Consider the following 15,609-nt stretch of genomic DNA (forward strand, 5'->3'; position numbering starts at 1 on the left):
ACAGAAATGACGACGAACACCCTGCCTGGACAGGGGGAGACGGCCACGCAGGCCGGTGTCGGCCGGATCGCCCGCGTCACGGGCCCCGTGGTCGACATCGAGTTCCCGCACGACGCGATCCCCGGCATCTACAACGCGCTCGAGACGACGGTCGCCATCGGCGACCAGGAGACGAAGCTCGTGCTCGAGGTCGCCCAGCACCTCGGCGACGACCTCGTCCGTGCCATCGCCCTCAAGCCCACGGACGGCCTCGTCCGTGGCCAGGAGGTCCGCGACACCGGTGCACCGATCTCGGTGCCCGTCGGGGACGTCACCAAGGGCAAGGTCTTCAACGTGACGGGCGATGTCCTGAACGACGAGATGATCGACGGCCCGTACGAGATCACGGAGCGCTGGCCGATCCACCGCGAGCCGCCGGCCTTCGACCAGCTCGAGTCGAAGACGCAGCTCTTCGAGACGGGCATCAAGGTCATCGACCTGCTCACGCCGTACGTGCAGGGTGGGAAGATCGGCCTGTTCGGTGGTGCGGGCGTCGGCAAGACCGTCCTCATCCAGGAGATGATCCAGCGCGTCGCGCAGGACCACGGTGGTGTGTCGGTGTTCGCCGGTGTCGGTGAGCGCACGCGTGAGGGGAACGACCTCATCCACGAGATGGAGGAGGCGGGCGTCTTCGACAAGACGGCCCTCGTCTTCGGCCAGATGGACGAGCCGCCGGGAACGCGTCTTCGCGTCGCCCTCTCGGCCCTCACCATGGCCGAGTACTTCCGTGACGTGCAGCAGCAGGACGTGCTCCTGTTCATCGACAACATCTTCCGCTTCACGCAGGCGGGCTCCGAGGTGTCGACGCTGCTCGGCCGCATGCCCTCCGCCGTGGGGTACCAGCCGAACCTCGCCGACGAGATGGGCCTCCTGCAGGAGCGCATCACCTCGACGCGTGGTCACTCGATCACGTCGCTGCAGGCCATCTACGTGCCCGCGGACGACTACACCGACCCGGCTCCCGCGACGACGTTCGCGCACCTCGACGCGACGACCGAGCTGTCGCGTGAGATCGCGTCGCGCGGTCTGTACCCCGCCGTGGACCCGCTCACGTCGACGAGCCGCATCCTCGACCCGCGCTACCTCGGCGCGGACCACTACCGCGTCGCGACCGCCGTGAAGCAGATCCTGCAGAAGAACAAGGAGCTGCAGGAGATCATCGCGATCCTCGGTGTCGACGAGCTCTCGGAGGAGGACAAGATCACGGTCGCGCGTGCGCGCCGGATCCAGCAGTTCCTCTCGCAGAACACCTACATGGCGAAGAAGTTCACGGGCGTCGAGGGCTCGACGGTGCCGCTCAAGGAGACGGTCGAGTCGTTCGACGCGATCGTCCGCGGCGAGTTCGACCACGTGCCCGAGCAGGCGTTCTTCAACGTCGGTGGCATCGGCGACGTCGAGGAGAAGTACGCACAGATCCAGAAGGAGCTGTCGTAGTCATGGCGGGACGCGCGAACCTCACCGTCAGTGTCGTGTCGGCCGTCGCCCAGGTCTGGGAGGGCGAGGCCAAGCAGGTCGTCGCCCGCACCAGCGAGGGCGAGATCGGCGTCCTGCCCGGCCACGAACCCGTTCTCGCCGTGCTCGGTGAGGGCGAGGTGCGTGTGACGACCGTCGACGGCGAGCTCGTGCGTGCACGGGCCGACGAGGGATTCCTGTCCGTCAACAACGACGTCGTCACGATCGTCGCGCGCGAGGCCGCGCTCTCGAGCGAGGCGTGACCGCCCGTCTGCTGCTGCTGTTGCCGCCGTCCGAAACCAAACGGGACGGCGGCAACGCTGCGTCCGGGCCGTCGCTCGTCGACGCACCGGCGGACGGGACGGCGCTCTCGTGGCCGCAACTCGACGGAGTCCGAGCTGGTGTCGTCGACGATCTGGTGGCGCTTTCGGCCGACCCCGCGGCCGCGGCCGCGGCGCTCAAGATCTCGGCGCGGCTCGCGGAGTCGGAGCTCGAACGCAACCGGTCGATCCGTTCCGCTCCGCGGCTCGCCGCGGTCGACCGGTACACGGGCGTGCTGTTCGACGCCCTCGACGCGGGGTCACTCGGGCGCGACGCGCGAGCGTGGCTCGAGGGGCACGTGGCCGTGCAGTCGGCGTGCTTCGGGCTCGTCGGGGTGGGGGAGGGCATCCCCGCCTACCGTCTCTCGGCGGGATCGAGGCTCCCCGGGGCCACGCTGCGGCAGCGCTGGGCGGCAGCCTGCCGGACGATCCTGGCGGATCATGACGGTCTCGTCGTCGACCTCCGGTCGAAGGGGTACGCAGCTCTCGGTCCGCTTCCCGCGTCGGCTGTCGTCCCCGATGTCGTCACTCGCGAACCGAACGGCACGACACGTGCCCTCGGGCACTTCAACAAGCACGGCAAGGGCGCGTTCGTCCGCGCGCTCGCCGAGCGTCTCGCGACGTCGGGTGACGAACCGACGACGGCGGCGGGGCTCGTGGCCGCCGCCGCGGCGGCGGGATTCGAGCTCGAGGTCGACGGGGCCGTGAGCCGTCTCGTCCTGCCCGCGCCGTGACGAGCCGACGCTGATCTGCGACTCACGCGTCAGGGCGCATCCTCCGCTCGGCGGACATCTCCCGGCGACGCTACCGATGGGCGAGTGCCGTCCCGTAGCATGAACTGGTCCGAGGCAGCCGAGACGTGATGACGCCCATCGGACCTCCCCACCTGAAAGAGGAAGAAAGTACCGTGCACCTCATGTACAACGACTATGGCACCAGTGGTGCGGCAGTGGGATTCTCGATCGTCGGGTTCCTGCTCTATCTCGTCTTCCTCGCCGCCATCTATGCGCTCTTCGCGTTCCCGCTCATGAAGATCTTCCAGAAGATGGGCATCGACGGCTGGAAGGCGTGGGTCCCGATCGTCAACACGTGGACCCTGCTCGAGGCGGGCGGCCAGCACGGCTGGTGGCAGTTCGTCCCGTTCGCGAACATCGTCTTCCTGGTCCTCGCTGTGCTGAAGATCCAGGAGGGCTTCGGCAAGGAGACCTGGTGGATCGTCATCTACCTGCTCTTCCCCATCATCTGGGTCTTCATCCTGGCGTTCGACGGCTCGCAGTGGCGCGGTGCGCCGGCGGGTGCGGTCACGGCTGGTTACGGTCAGCAGCCGCAGCCCTACGGGCAGCAGGCGTACGGCCAGCAGCAGGCCGCGCCGCAGGCCTACGGTCAGCAGCCGTACGGCCAGCAGGCCGCGCCGAAGCAGTACGGCCAGCAGCAGGCCGCACCGCAGCAGTACGGCCAGCAGCAGGCGGCACCGCAGCAGTACGGGCAGCGCCCCGCACAGCCGCAGCAGCCGCAGCAGTACGGCCAGCAGCAGTACGGGCAGCAGCCGCAGCAGGGCTACGGCCAGCAGCAGCCGCAGCAGGGCTACGGGCAGCAGCCCCAGCCGGGCTACGGGCAGCAGCCTCCGCAGGGGTACGGCCAGCGCTGATCGACCCCGGCCGCGTCGTCCACAGGCGACGCCGGCCGCGTCCTCCACAACCGAGGCGGCCACGACCCGAACGGGTCGTGGCCGCCTCGTAGATTCCGGGCATGTCGAACCATCGTCTGCTCGCTCCAGGTGACCTGCTCGTCGCGGTCGACACCGTCATCGGGGCGCCACCGTCGCGCAGCCTCGTGCTCCTGCCCGTCACCGGCGGACACGCGCCGGCCATCATCAGGATCGACCTTCCGCCGGACCACGCGCACCCGGACGCCACCGCGCTCCGGGCCTACGTCTCGAACGCCCTCGGCTACGTCCTGCGTGTGCCGGGTACGACGGCGGTCGTGGCCGCCGTCTACCGGGACCGGCCGAGCGGCGACGACGGCCGTCTCGTCCGCGCGCTCGCCCGTGCCGCTCATCGCGCCGGGACCCCGCTCCTCGCGGCGGTGTGGCGCTCGACCGACGCCTGGGGCGTCCACGATGTGGGGACGAGCATCGAGCGGTCGCACCGCGGCCACGACGGCCGTGCGGCACGGTCATCGGTGGGCCCGGTCGGGGAGCCGGGCGTCGCGGCCGAACCCGTCGTGTTCGCGGACGCGCGTCGCATCGATGCCCCCGAGGCGCGCCCGGCCGTCGAGCGACGCGCCTTCGAGCTCGCGTTCGCCGATGCCGAGCACATCGACGACCGGCGCGGCGTCGTGCGCGCCTGGGAACGGCTGCTCGCCGGTACCGCCCGGCCGTCGTCGGCGGACGGGGACGACCGGTGCGTCACGGCGACCGCTCGTGACCGCGTGACGATCCTGCAACAGCTCCGCAGCACCACCGGCCGCGAGCGACTGCTCGCCGCCGCAGCGTTCGGCCCCGACGGCCCGAACGACCTCGGCGGCGTCTGGGACGCCCTGTTCGTCGACGGGTCGCCCGTGCCGGGCGTCCCAGGGGCCGTCCCCGTTCCCGATCACCGTCGACTCCTCGCCGCACGCGACGCGCTCGAGACCCTCAGGGGGCTCGCGCCGGCTCGACGGGGCGATCTGACGGCCTGCCTCGGCTGGCTGGCCTGGGCGGGCGGCAACTCGTCGAAGGCCGCCGGCTACGCCGCTCTCGCGATCGACCACGACCCGCTCCACGATCTCGGCGCCCTCGTCCACTGGATGACGGGACGCGGCGTCGTGGCGCCGTGGTTCGGTCTCCCGATGTGAACGGCGACGATCACGACGAACCGCTCCGGCCGCCCGCGCCCGAGACGCCACCACCGCTCGTCCCGTTCCCGTGGGTGCAGGCGTGCGTTCCCGTCGTCGCGACGGTCGGCCTCGCGTTCGTCACCGGCCACACGGCCGTGCTCGGCTTCGCGGTACTCGGCCCGCTGTTCGCCGTCGGTGTGTTCGTCGACGGGCGAGTCCGGGCCCGGCGACACCGTCGTCGGGAGCATGAGCGGTATCGCGCGGAGTTCGCCGCGTTCGAACGCCTCGTGATGCACCGGTACGCACGCGCGATCGCGCGGACGCGCAACGTGCGGCGCGATGTGCGGGCGGTGCTCGCGGGCCGCGTCGAGCCCTCGGTCGTGCTCGACGACGCGCCCGGCGCACCACCGACCGTGGCACTGGGGAGGTGCACGCGGACGAGCGATGTGCGTCTCGGTGCCGCAGCGAGCGACGACCCGCCCGCACTCGCACGACTGCGGGGCCGTGTGGCCCGCGTGTCCGGCGTGCCGCTCACCGTCCGGACGCACGCCATCGCCGTCACAGGTCCCGACGAACTCGTGATCGCGTGCGCGCGCGCCCTCGTGGTGGACCTCATCGCCAACGGGGAGGGGGAGCGCAGCATCGGGTTCGACGGCGGCCCCGTGGCGGATCGGCTCGTGCGCGAACTCGTCGACGGTCGTGCCCTTCGCGGCGGCGTGCTCCGTGGTGCCGGCCCCCGCACGCGGCCGGCACCCACCGCGCCGCCCGCCGCCGCCGGACGGCCCTCCCTCCTGATCGTCCTCGCGAGACCCGGGCGCGTGCCGGGCACCGTGGGAGCGCTCCTCGAGGTCGTCGATCGGCATCGCGCACGTGTCCACCGTCACGGTGTCGCGACCGAGCGGGTCGCCCCGACGGGGCTCTCCCGACGTGCGCTCGACCGCTTTCTCGCGTCGCTCCCGGACGGCGCCGAACTTCCGCCCGACGAGCCCGTGCGGGATCTCGGTGCACTCCTCGCACTCCCGAGCGTCACGGGGGCGGGACCCACGACCCCCGTGGGCACGGTCGAGGGGGCACCGTTCGCGATCGACCTCGTGACCGACGGCCCCCACCTCGTCGTCGGTGGAACGACGGGCTCGGGGAAGAGCGAGCTGTTGCGCACGCTCGCGGTGGGGCTCGCGGCGCGGACGGCGCCGTCCGAACTCATGCTCCTCGCCGTGGACTTCAAGGGCGGTGCGACATTCGACGCGCTCGCCCCGCTCCCGCACTGTGCGGGGGTCGTCACCGACCTCGACGGCGACGAGGCGGATCGTCTGCTCGCCGCCCTCACGGGTGAGCTCCGCAGACGCGAGCGGGCGCTCCGTGCGGCCGGCGGCACGGACATCACCGACCTCGAGGGGCGGATGCCGCGACTCGTCGTCCTCGTGGACGAGTTCCAGGCGCTCGCGGACCGACACGCCGACGTCCACGAGGTGTTCGCCGATCTGGCCGCACGGGGGCGGAGCCTCGGCATCCACCTCGTGCTCGGGGCACAGCGTCCCGCCGGAGCCATGCGTCCCGCGCTCCTCGCCAACCTCGGCGGACGCGTCTGCTTTCGCGTGACCGACGCCGCCGACGCGGTCGCCCTGATCGGCGACGCCGCGCCCGCGGCGTTCCCGGCGGCCCGGCCGGGTCTCGCGCTCGTCCGCGTCGGCGGGGAATGCCACCGGATCGTCGTCGGCCGTTGCGCCGCCGGGACCCTCGAGGGCATCGTCGAGCGCACACGCGGCACGCTCCCCGGCGGCCCGCCACCGTGGCTCCCGCCGCTCCCGAAACGGCTGCCGCTCGATTCGATCCCCCACGCGGGCGGCACCGCCTACGGCCTCGTCGACGAGCCGTCCGCGCAGCGACAGTCGCCGCTCATGCTCGCCGAGGGACGTCGGGGCGGGACGCTCGTCGTCGGCGCACCGGGATGCGGGCGCACGGCCCTCGCCCGCGCGGTTGCACATGCCGCGACGCGATCGGGACGCACGGCGCTGACCGTCTCGCCGGCCGACGTCGAAGCAGCCTGGGACGTGTCGTGGCGGATCGGGGTGGGGGAGTGGCCCGGGCGGTCCGTCGTCCTGGTCGTCGACGATGCCGACCTCCTCGTCGAACGTCTCGGTGACCGGCACGGCGGGCCGCTCGTCGAGCGGTGGTGCCACATCGCGCGCGCACTCGATCACGTCACCCTCGTCGTGACCGCACAGCGACTCGTCGCGCCGCTGGCCCGGCTCGTGCCCCTGCTGCCCGGAACGGTTCGGATGTCGCTCCCGGGACGTCACGCGTTCGTGCTCTCGGGCGGTGAGCCGTCGGCGTTCCGCGCCGATCTGCCACCCGGGCGGGCGGTCGTGGGAGCCTCGCTCGCGCAGATCGCCTGGACCGAGCCCGCGGCGGACGCGCCGCGCGACGAACGCGAGCGGACCGGGATCGACGCGCGCACCGGAAACATGATCGTCATCACGCCGCGGGAACGGGCCTGGCGGGCGTGGGCGGCGGCGGCCGACCTCGCACCGTGCGCGGTGCCCGCGCCCGGGGCGCCACCCGTCCCGACCGGATGCGTGATCGGATCGGCGGGTGAGTGGCAGCGGTCGTTCGGTGCGCTCACGACCTTCGGAGGCACCCTCGTGCTCGACGGCGTCGATGCGGTGCGCGTGAGCGCGCTGCTCGGTGCGCCGATCGACGATCCACCGATCGCGGACCCGCGTCGCACGGTCCTCGTGCGCGCCCCCGACGGTGTGGTCCGACGGGCGGACGTCCCGTGGCACGCGGCGGAGGGCCCCGACGGGTCCTGACCTCCGGAGCGCCGTGGCCGCGGCCCCGCAGCGCGGCGCGCGGCGCCCGTGTCACCGCCGAGATGTCACGGACGCCGCGAGGTCACAGACGCAGTGGGACGTCGGCACCGACCCGCACGGCCCCCACGGGAACACCGGCACCGAGCACCTCGAGCCCGAGCCGCGCGACGATGCGTTGCACGTCGCTCACGCCGAGCGACCCGGCCGCGACGAGCAATTGCAACCCGACGAGTGTCAGCGCCCTCGACGAGCCGTCGAGGGCCTTCAGTGCGACCGTGGTCCCGTCCGGCGCGGACATGACGAGGACTCCCTCGGTCCCCGTCCTCGCGAGGGTGCCGAGCTCGTCGATCACCACCGTGTCCGGACGACCGTGACCGTCCACGACCCAACCGTGCGCGAGGGCGGCTGAGGCGACGCGCGCCGAGTGGCGGTACATCGCGAACGGCGAGGCGGGATTCGCCGTGCGCAGCCTGGCGATCCCGCGGGCGAGCGCGACGAGGGGGAGCGCGAGCACGGGCGCGCCGGCCGCATCGATCGCGGTCGCGAGCGGCCGGGCACTCGCGAGGCGTTCGACCGTCTCCCGGATGCTCTGCTGGAGCGGATGCTCGACGTCGAGCACGTCGGCGATCGACCAGCCCTGTGCGACGCACGCGGCGGCCATCGCGGCATGACTCCCCGATGCGGGGGTGTACACGGGCGAGGCCGGCTCGCCCGCGCGCACGAGGGCGTCGCGCGCCGCCTGATCCGAGGGCCATCCCGCCGGACACGCGAGCGCCCTGTCGTCGAGACCGGCACTCGCGAGCACATCGCGCACGAGCGCGACGTGCCCGGGCGTCCCGCCGTGGGTGGAGACCGAGATCGCGACCTGTTCGTCGGTCGCCTGCACACCGGCGGCGAGGCACGCGACGGCCCGGAACGGATTCAGCGGTGCGTGCACCAGGACGGGGGCCTCGACGTCGCCGAGTTCCGCTCGCAGCGTGCCGTCCGCGGTGACGACGACCGCGGAACCCGTGTGTCGTGACTCGACGAATCCCGAGCGCTCGACGATCGCGAGTTCCACGGCGTCACGCGCCGAGAAGGTCTCCACCACGATCAGGCGCCCGTGCTCGGACGTCCCGTCGCGGCACGCGCGCGCGTGACGAGCGAGCGGGCGCGGGCGGCGACGCGCTCCGCGGGCGACGTGGGTCCGGTCGGAACGGGGAGGGCGTCGTCGCGTGCAGGCATGGTGTCCGCAGTCTATCCGCGCCGCGCCGCGCGCCCAGCGCCCGGCGTCCGGCGGTCGCGGTGCTCGCCGCCGGACGTCCGCCGCGTCGCGGTCCGGTTCGGCCGTGCCGGTGCGGCGTGCCCGACGCCGCACCCGCGAGCCCACGACGGCGCCGGAACGCGAAACGACGGCCCCGGAACGCGAAACGACGGCCCCGGAACGCGGAACGACGGCCCCGGAACGCGAAACCGGGAACGCACACGTGTCCGGGACGCCGGTTGGAAGTACGCTTGACGCCCGTGATCAGCGTCCTCCTCTTCATCGTCGGCATCCTGCTCGCCCTCATCGGGCTGGCGGCGTCGATCGCGCTCCACGAGGTCGGTCACCTCGTGCCCGCGAAGCTCTTCAAAGTGCGGGTACCGCAGTACATGATCGGTTTCGGCCCGACGCTGTGGTCGAAGCGGATCGGTGAGACGGAGTACGGCCTCAAGGCGATCCCGCTCGGCGGCTACATCTCGATGATCGGCATGTTCCCGCCGAAGCACCGGGGCGAGGCGCCGCGCGACGGGGGGACCGGGTTCCTCAACACGATGATCGAGGAGGCGCGCTCGGCGTCGAACGAGAGCATCGAGCCGCACGAGGTCGATCGGACGTTCTACAACCTCCCCGTCTGGAAGCGGCTCGTCATCATGGCGGGCGGGCCCCTCATGAACCTCGTGCTCGCCGTGATCCTCTTCCTGATCGTGTTCAGCGGATTCGGCATCTTCCAGAGCACGACGACGGTCGACGCGCTCGCACAGTGCGTCGTCGCCCAGAACCAGCAGGACGAGGTGGACGCGTCGACGTGCTCGACCCCGTCCCCCGCGGTCGCCGCGGGCATGCAACCCGGCGACGAGATCGTCGCGATCGACGGCCGCACGGTGACGGGCTGGCCCGACGTCTCGGCGACGATCGCCGCGAGCGCGGGCGTGCCGCTGGAGATCACGGTCCTCAGGGGCGGCGCCGAGACGACGCTCACGGTCACGCCCGCCGTGAACACGGTCTACCAGCGCGACGAGTTCACGAACCAGATCCTCGAGGACGACGCCGGGAACCCGCTCACGAAGGAGGTCGGCTTCGTCGGCTTCTACGTCACACAGGAGCGACAGCAGATGCCGCCCGCCTACGCCCTCGAGTTCACGGGCCGCTACATCGGTCAGGTCGGCCAGATCATCATCTCGATGCCCGAACGCGTCGTGGACATGTGGAACGCGGGCTTCATGGGTGCCGAGCGCGACCCGAACGGCCCCATGAGCGTCGTCGGCGTCGGGCGCATCACGGGCGAGGTCGCCGCCGAGCAGAGCATTCCCGTGGGGGACCGCGCCGCGACGATCATCATGCTGCTCGCATCGCTCAACGTCGCGCTCGGGGTCATGAACCTCATCCCGCTGCCACCGCTCGACGGCGGCCACATCGCCGCCGCGATCGTCGACGGTCTCCGACGGATGTTCGCGAAGCTCTTCCGCCGCCCGCCGCCCGGGTACTTCGACACCGCGAAGCTCATTCCGGTGACGATGGTCGTGTCCGTTCTGCTCATGGCCATGACCGCGCTGTTCGTCTACGTCGATCTCGTCAATCCGGTCCGTTTCCTCGAGTGACCGGCGATGCGTCGGGCCGGCCCGCGCCGCGGGGCGGCCCGACGGTCGGCCCCCTCCACGGGGTGAGATCGGCGCGCCGCACCTCATCCCAGGGTCGTGGGCGCTGTCCCCGCGCGTGCGGATGAACGTCGTCGCACGCATCCCGTACAGTCGCAGGGTGCCCGGGCCTCGGCCCGGGGACGTCCGCACGAGCTCCCAGGGAGAGACCGACATGGCGCAACCGGCCGCACCGACACGCATCACGCCCGACGAGATGCACGAGGCGCGACGCATCGTCGGCGGCGTCACGACGGCGTTCGAGCGGAAGGTCGTCGGCCAGGCGGGATTGCGGGAGTCGCTGCTCGTCGGCCTGTTCGCGGGCGGACACATCCTGCTCGAGTCCGTGCCCGGCCTCGCGAAGACGACTGCCGCGCAGACGCTCGCGCATTCGGTCGACGGTTCGTTCCGCCGCATCCAGTGCACGCCGGACCTCCTCCCGAGCGACATCGTCGGCACGCAGGTGTACGACGCGACGAAGAACGAGTTCACGACCCAGCTCGGCCCCGTGCACGCGAACTTCGTCCTGCTCGACGAGATCAACCGCTCGAGCGCGAAGACGCAGTCGGCGATGCTCGAGGCGATGCAGGAGCAGCAGACCTCCATCGGCGGGGAGACGTTCGAGCTCCCGCGCCCGTTCCTCGTCATGGCGACACAGAACCCGATCGAGCAGGAGGGGACGTACACGCTCCCCGAGGCGCAGCTCGACCGCTTCATGCTGAAGGAGATCCTCGACTACCCGACGCCGGCCGAGGAGGCCGAGGTCCTGCGCAGGATCGATGCGGGGGTCTTCGACGACGACGTCGCGCCCGCCGCCACCCTCGACGACGTCCGACGCATGCAGGGGCTCGTGCGGCGCGTGTACGTCGACGACGCGATCGTCGAGTACGTCGTCGGGCTCACGTACGTGACCCGTCACGTGTCGGAGTACATCGCCCCCGAACTCGCGCGCCTGGTCGAGGTCGGTTCCTCGCCGCGCGCGTCGATCAACTTCGTCAAGGCGGCGCGGGCCGTCGCCCTCATCCACGGTCGGGACCACGTCGTCCCCGAGGACATCCGCCGCGTCGCGCACCGGATCCTCCGACACCGCATCATCCTCGGATTCGAGGCCGATGCCGAGCAGATCCGGGTCGAGTCGGTCATCGACGCCGTGTTCGCCGCCGTGCGAACGCCGTAGGGCTCGGTCATGACCGGATCGCTCATCACCCGCGTCAAGACCAAGATGTTCCTGCACACCCGGCGACGGGTGCTGCACCTCCTCGACGGCCAGTACGCCTCCCTCCTGCGGGGACGCAGCATGGACTTCGACGACCTGCGCGCGTACGTGCCGGGCGACGAGGTGAAGGACATCGACTGGAAGGCGACGGCCCGCACCGGCGGGGCACCGCTCGTGCGCCGCTACGTCGCGGAGCGCAGGCATCGCGTCCTGTTCGTGGTCGACCGCGGTCGGAACCTGCTCGCGCGGACCCCGGATGGGGAACGAAAGCTCGACCTCGCGATCATGACGGTCGGCGTGCTCGGATCCATCGCGCTCCGACACGGTGACGAGGTCGCGCTCGTCGCGGGCGACGAGGACGGCGTGACGCAGTTCCCGTTCCGTGGCTCGGAGCGTGCGCTCGAACAGATGCTCCGCACGGTCGCCGACACGCCGAGCCTCACGGGCCCGCAGAGCGACCTCGTCGCGCTCCTCGAACGCGTTCGGTCGACCGTCCGCGGCCGCCTCTTCCTCGTCGTCCTCGCCGACGAGGTCGAGTGGAACGACGAACTCGCCGTGCTCGTCCGACGGCTCGCCGCACAGCACGAACTCGTGTGGGTCGAACTGCCCGATGCCGACCCGCAGGCGATCGGCCCCGGCGGTGAGCGTGCGGTCGATGTCGCGGGGACGTGGCACATGCCGGGATTCCTCTCCGAGGACAGGACCCTGCGCGCGGCGTACGATTACGCGCGACGGAAGCGGGCCATGGCGATGGAGGACGAGTTCGATCGCAGCGCCGTCTCGCTCGCGCGTCCGACGAGCGAGGACACCGTCATCCCGGAGCTCCTTCGCATGATGAAGGCGAGATCGCATGTTCATCACTGACGCCTCGGTCCTCGCGTCCGCCGACACGGGGACGATCATGCCCGTCGTCCCGTACAGCGTGATCTGGCTCGTCCTCGGCATCCTCCTCGTCGGGGCCGTCCCGCTGTACTACCTGCTCGTGTACGCGCTCACGCGGCCCCGTCCGGAGCGGGAGCCCGAGCCGGTCGTGGAGGTGCCCGTGAGCGTTCCGCAACTGCAGCACGACTACCTCGTCCGGGTCGACGGGATCCGCCACCGGCACGCGGCCGGCGAGCTCACCCCGCGCCGCGCACACGCGGAGCTCTCGTCAGCCGTCCGCGACTTCGTCGCCCAGGCGACGGGTGTCGAGGCCGACAAGATGACCCTCACGGAGTTGCGTCGGACGCCCTACGTCGGCGCGAGTTACGCGGTGGCCGAGTTCTACCCGCTCGTCTTCGGGGTGGACGAGGCGCGGAGCGTGGACCACGGGGTCGACGCGGCGAAGCAGGTGATCTCGCTGTGGCGATAGCGTACTGGGGGATCTCGCTCGCGCTCGTGGCCGTCGCGCTCGTGGTCGGGGGACTCGCGTGGTTCCGGACGCGACGGCGACGGACGCACGACGCGACGATCCCCGTTGCGAACACGCGCCGTCTGACGGAGCTGCCCGCGTTCCGGCGGGTCGTGAACCGCGCCACCGTGCTCGCGTCGATCGCGGCCGTCGCACTCGTCGCGCTCCTCGTCGTGACCGCGGTCGCCGCCGGGCGGTGGGTGTACCAGCGCGTCGAGACGCCCGAGAAGTACAACCGCGACATCGTCCTGTGCCTCGACATCTCGGGCTCGATGGTCGACTACGACGTCGAGGTCATCGACCGCTACATCGAGATGCTGCCGGGCTTCTCCGGCGAGCGCATGTCGCTCGTGCTGTGGGACGCGACCGCCGCGCAGGTCTTCCCCCTCACCGACGACTACGCGTTCGTCGAGGAGCAATTGGCGGCGGTCCGCGACGGCATGACGTCCTACTCGGACAGCTACTCCTACGGCACCCGCAACGGCAACGGCGCATCGCTCGTGGGGGACGGTCTCGCCTCGTGCGCCCTCATGTTCGACGGCGAGGCCGAGGACGGACGCTCGCGGTCGATCATCCTGGCGACGGACAACGCCGTCAACGGGACGCCGCTCGTCACCGTGCCCGACGCGGCGGCGATCGCCGCGTCGAGGAACGTCCGGGTCTACGGCCTCGACGCGAACGCGTACGAGGACGCGTTCTCCGACGAGTACCGGACGTCGATCCTTCAGAACGGCGGTCAGTACTTCAAGCTCTCGGACCCCGAGGCCGTCCCGGGGATCGTCGACCAGATCACGAGCGACCAGACGTCCCTCATGCTCGGTGCCCCGCAGATCCTCATCACGGACCGCCCGGCGTCCTGGCTCATCGCGATGCTCGTCGCGTTCTCGGCCCTCCTCGTCCTGTTGTGGAGGTTGCGCCTGTGACCTGGAATCCGATCCTGCCCGTCTGGGCCGTCGTGATCATCGTGCTCGCGCTCGGTGCCCTGTGCGTCGTCACCCTCGTCCGCGCGCCGGATCGGGCACGCCGGCGCGATTGGGCCGTCCGGGCGTTCGTCGTGCTGCTGCTCGGCATCGCGTGCCTGCGACCCGGCATCGGCACCTCGAGTGCCGCGACCGCGACGAACGACGTCGACGTCTTCTTCGTCGTCGACACGACCGCGAGCATGAACGCGGAGGACTGGGACGGCGCGCCGCGCCTCGACGGTGTCCGCGGCGATGTCATGGCGCTCGCCGAGGCCCACGCGGGAGCGCGGTTCTCGTTGCTGACGTTCGACAGCGAGGCGCAGCTGCGGGTCCCGCTCACGACGGACGTGTCGGCGCTGCAATCGGCCGTGACGACGTTGCGGCCCGAGATCACGGGTTACTCGTCGGGCTCGAGCATCTCCGCCGCGAACGAGTTGCTCGAGGAGACGCTGGAACGTGCGGCCGATGCGAAGCCGGAGCGGGCCCGCGTCGTCTACTACCTGGGCGACGGGGAGCAGACCGCGCGCGAGGACCCGGAATCGTTCGCGTCCTCGGCGGAACTCCTCCAGGGCGGTGCGGTGCTCGGCTACGGCACGGACCAGGGCGGACCCATGCGTGAGACGCTCAGCGGATTCGCGACGACCGAGCCCACGTACATCGTCGATCGCTCCACGGGTTCCGACGCGATCTCGCGCATCGACGAACCGGCGCTCGAGACGATCGCGAGCCAGCTCGGGGTCGGCTACCAGCACCGGACGCCGGCGACGGCGGTGCAGGCAGCGGCCGTCGACCCGACCGTCCTGGAGACGGAGACGGGCAACGACGTCGAGCGCGCGTTCGACCTGTACTGGATCTTCGTGATCTTGATCTTCCTCCTGCTGCTCCGTGAGGTCTGGGTCCTCACGCGGGCGATCATCGAACTTTCCGAATCGAGGGGAGCGCGCGCATGACGAGCGGAACCACGGCGGACATCGCCGCCCCGACGGCGATCGAGGCGCCGCACGAGCGGGCCGATCCCGAGCGGCAGCGCGCCGAGCGGGAACGTGCCGCCCTGCGCCGACGACGACGGGCGATGGTGTGGGGGCTCCCGTTCTCGCTCGTCGCCCTGCTCGTCGCCGCGAAACTCATCTCGATGGTCCTCGTCGGCCAGGCGACGGTCGCGAAGTACGAGGACGCGGACTACGAGGGCGCCCTCAACTCGGCCCAGCAGCAGAAGATCCTCAACGTGATCGAGCAGTGGAAGGCGCCGTACTCGACGGGGACGACGTATCTGCAGCTCGGCCTGAACGACGAGGCCCGGGCCGAACTGGAGTCGGCACTGCCGCTCGCGGGCGGCATCGATCAGTGCCCCGTCCGATCGAACCTCGCGATCGCCATCGAGCGTCAGGGCGATGCGATGCTCGACGCGGGCGACAGCGAGGGGGCGCGCGACCACTGGACGCAGGCGCTCGCCGTGCTCGAGCAGCAACCCGCGGAATGCACGGAGTCGACGTCGAAGGCGGCGATGGACGAGTCGGAGCAGCGCATCCGGGCGAAACTCGACCCGCCGCCGCCGGACGCCGCGCAGGAGCCCGAGGAGACGCCGCCGCCCGAGCAGGAGGACGAGCTCGAGGACCAACTGGAGGAGAACCAGCAGGACCGTCAGGACCTGATCGACGAGAACAGCGGCTCGGGGGGCGGCGGCACCGACAAGCCCTGGTAGTCGTCCGTCGGCACCGTCGGCGGT

General features: G+C 71.4%; 15 protein-coding genes. 13 read left to right on the forward strand and 2 right to left on the reverse strand.

Annotated elements, in window-relative coordinates; genetic code table 11:
- Window positions 1–6 precede the first annotated feature (6 nt).
- From atpD to HNR16_RS05040, 6 genes are all read left to right on the forward strand, one after another.
- Window positions 7–1,473: a F0F1 ATP synthase subunit beta gene (atpD, locus tag HNR16_RS05015; RefSeq protein WP_158040479.1), complete on the forward strand. Its 1,467-nt coding sequence runs from the start codon at window positions 7–9 to the stop codon at window positions 1,471–1,473.
- Window positions 1,474–1,475: 2 nt separating this feature from the next.
- Entirely contained in the window at window positions 1,476–1,754 is a 279-nt protein-coding gene (locus tag HNR16_RS05020) for a F0F1 ATP synthase subunit epsilon (protein WP_158040478.1), read from the forward strand.
- Window positions 1,751–2,545, forward strand: a complete 795-nt coding sequence (locus tag HNR16_RS05025) for a YaaA family protein (RefSeq protein WP_225737844.1) — start codon at window positions 1,751–1,753, stop codon at window positions 2,543–2,545. The genes HNR16_RS05020 and HNR16_RS05025 overlap by 4 nt, the downstream gene beginning before the upstream one ends.
- Before the next feature lie 182 nt (window positions 2,546–2,727).
- The gene (locus HNR16_RS05030; RefSeq protein ID WP_179558109.1) at window positions 2,728–3,459 is read left to right on the forward strand and encodes a DUF5684 domain-containing protein; all 732 of its coding nucleotides are present in this window, start codon (window positions 2,728–2,730) and stop codon (window positions 3,457–3,459) included.
- A 101-nt stretch (window positions 3,460–3,560) separates the two neighbouring features.
- Window positions 3,561–4,646, forward strand: coding sequence for a DUF4192 family protein (locus HNR16_RS05035; protein ID WP_158040477.1), 1,086 nt, complete (start codon window positions 3,561–3,563; stop codon window positions 4,644–4,646).
- Window positions 4,643–7,438 carry an FtsK/SpoIIIE domain-containing protein gene (locus tag HNR16_RS05040; protein WP_158040476.1) on the forward strand — a complete coding sequence of 932 codons (2,796 nt, stop codon included), beginning with the start codon at window positions 4,643–4,645 and terminating at the stop codon, window positions 7,436–7,438. Before HNR16_RS05035 ends, HNR16_RS05040 begins: the two co-directional genes overlap by 4 nt.
- Window positions 7,439–7,520: 82 nt before the next feature.
- On the opposite strand, the gene HNR16_RS05045 is transcribed toward HNR16_RS05040, so the two are convergent.
- Both HNR16_RS05045 and HNR16_RS18590 read right to left on the reverse strand, forming a co-directional pair.
- Window positions 7,521–8,525 carry an asparaginase gene (locus HNR16_RS05045; protein ID WP_338109148.1) on the reverse strand — a complete coding sequence of 335 codons (1,005 nt, stop codon included), beginning with the start codon at window positions 8,523–8,525 and terminating at the stop codon, window positions 7,521–7,523.
- A 5-nt stretch (window positions 8,526–8,530) separates the two neighbouring features.
- On the reverse strand, window positions 8,531–8,662 hold the full coding sequence (locus HNR16_RS18590; RefSeq protein ID WP_263971456.1) for a hypothetical protein: 132 nt from the start codon (window positions 8,660–8,662) through the stop codon (window positions 8,531–8,533).
- Between the two features lie 279 nt (window positions 8,663–8,941).
- Here HNR16_RS18590 and HNR16_RS05050 point away from each other — a divergent pair, with 279 nt between their 5' ends.
- The 7 genes from HNR16_RS05050 (at window position 8,942) to HNR16_RS05080 (ending at window position 15,585) form a co-directional block, all read left to right on the forward strand.
- Complete coding sequence (locus HNR16_RS05050; RefSeq protein WP_179558110.1) at window positions 8,942–10,279, forward strand: M50 family metallopeptidase; 1,338 nt, start codon at window positions 8,942–8,944, stop codon at window positions 10,277–10,279.
- Between the two features lie 211 nt (window positions 10,280–10,490).
- Window positions 10,491–11,492: an AAA family ATPase gene (locus tag HNR16_RS05055; RefSeq protein WP_158040473.1), complete on the forward strand. Its 1,002-nt coding sequence runs from the start codon at window positions 10,491–10,493 to the stop codon at window positions 11,490–11,492.
- A 9-nt stretch (window positions 11,493–11,501) separates the two neighbouring features.
- Window positions 11,502–12,395, forward strand: coding sequence for a DUF58 domain-containing protein (locus HNR16_RS05060; protein WP_158040472.1), 894 nt, complete (start codon window positions 11,502–11,504; stop codon window positions 12,393–12,395).
- Complete coding sequence (locus tag HNR16_RS05065; RefSeq protein WP_158040471.1) at window positions 12,382–12,882, forward strand: hypothetical protein; 501 nt, start codon at window positions 12,382–12,384, stop codon at window positions 12,880–12,882. Before HNR16_RS05060 ends, HNR16_RS05065 begins: the two co-directional genes overlap by 14 nt.
- Window positions 12,873–13,844 (forward strand): VWA domain-containing protein, encoded by a 972-nt coding sequence (locus HNR16_RS05070; protein WP_158040470.1) that lies wholly within the window; start codon window positions 12,873–12,875, stop codon window positions 13,842–13,844. The genes HNR16_RS05065 and HNR16_RS05070 overlap by 10 nt, the downstream gene beginning before the upstream one ends.
- Window positions 13,841–14,833 carry a vWA domain-containing protein gene (locus HNR16_RS05075; protein WP_158040469.1) on the forward strand — a complete coding sequence of 331 codons (993 nt, stop codon included), beginning with the start codon at window positions 13,841–13,843 and terminating at the stop codon, window positions 14,831–14,833. The genes HNR16_RS05070 and HNR16_RS05075 overlap by 4 nt, the downstream gene beginning before the upstream one ends.
- Window positions 14,830–15,585: a hypothetical protein gene (locus HNR16_RS05080; protein ID WP_158040468.1), complete on the forward strand. Its 756-nt coding sequence runs from the start codon at window positions 14,830–14,832 to the stop codon at window positions 15,583–15,585. The genes HNR16_RS05075 and HNR16_RS05080 overlap by 4 nt, the downstream gene beginning before the upstream one ends.
- Window positions 15,586–15,609: the final 24 nt, after the last annotated feature.

It is taken from the genome of Pseudoclavibacter chungangensis (assembly GCF_013410545.1).
Taxonomy (GTDB): Bacteria; Actinomycetota; Actinomycetes; order Actinomycetales; family Microbacteriaceae; genus Pseudoclavibacter; species Pseudoclavibacter chungangensis.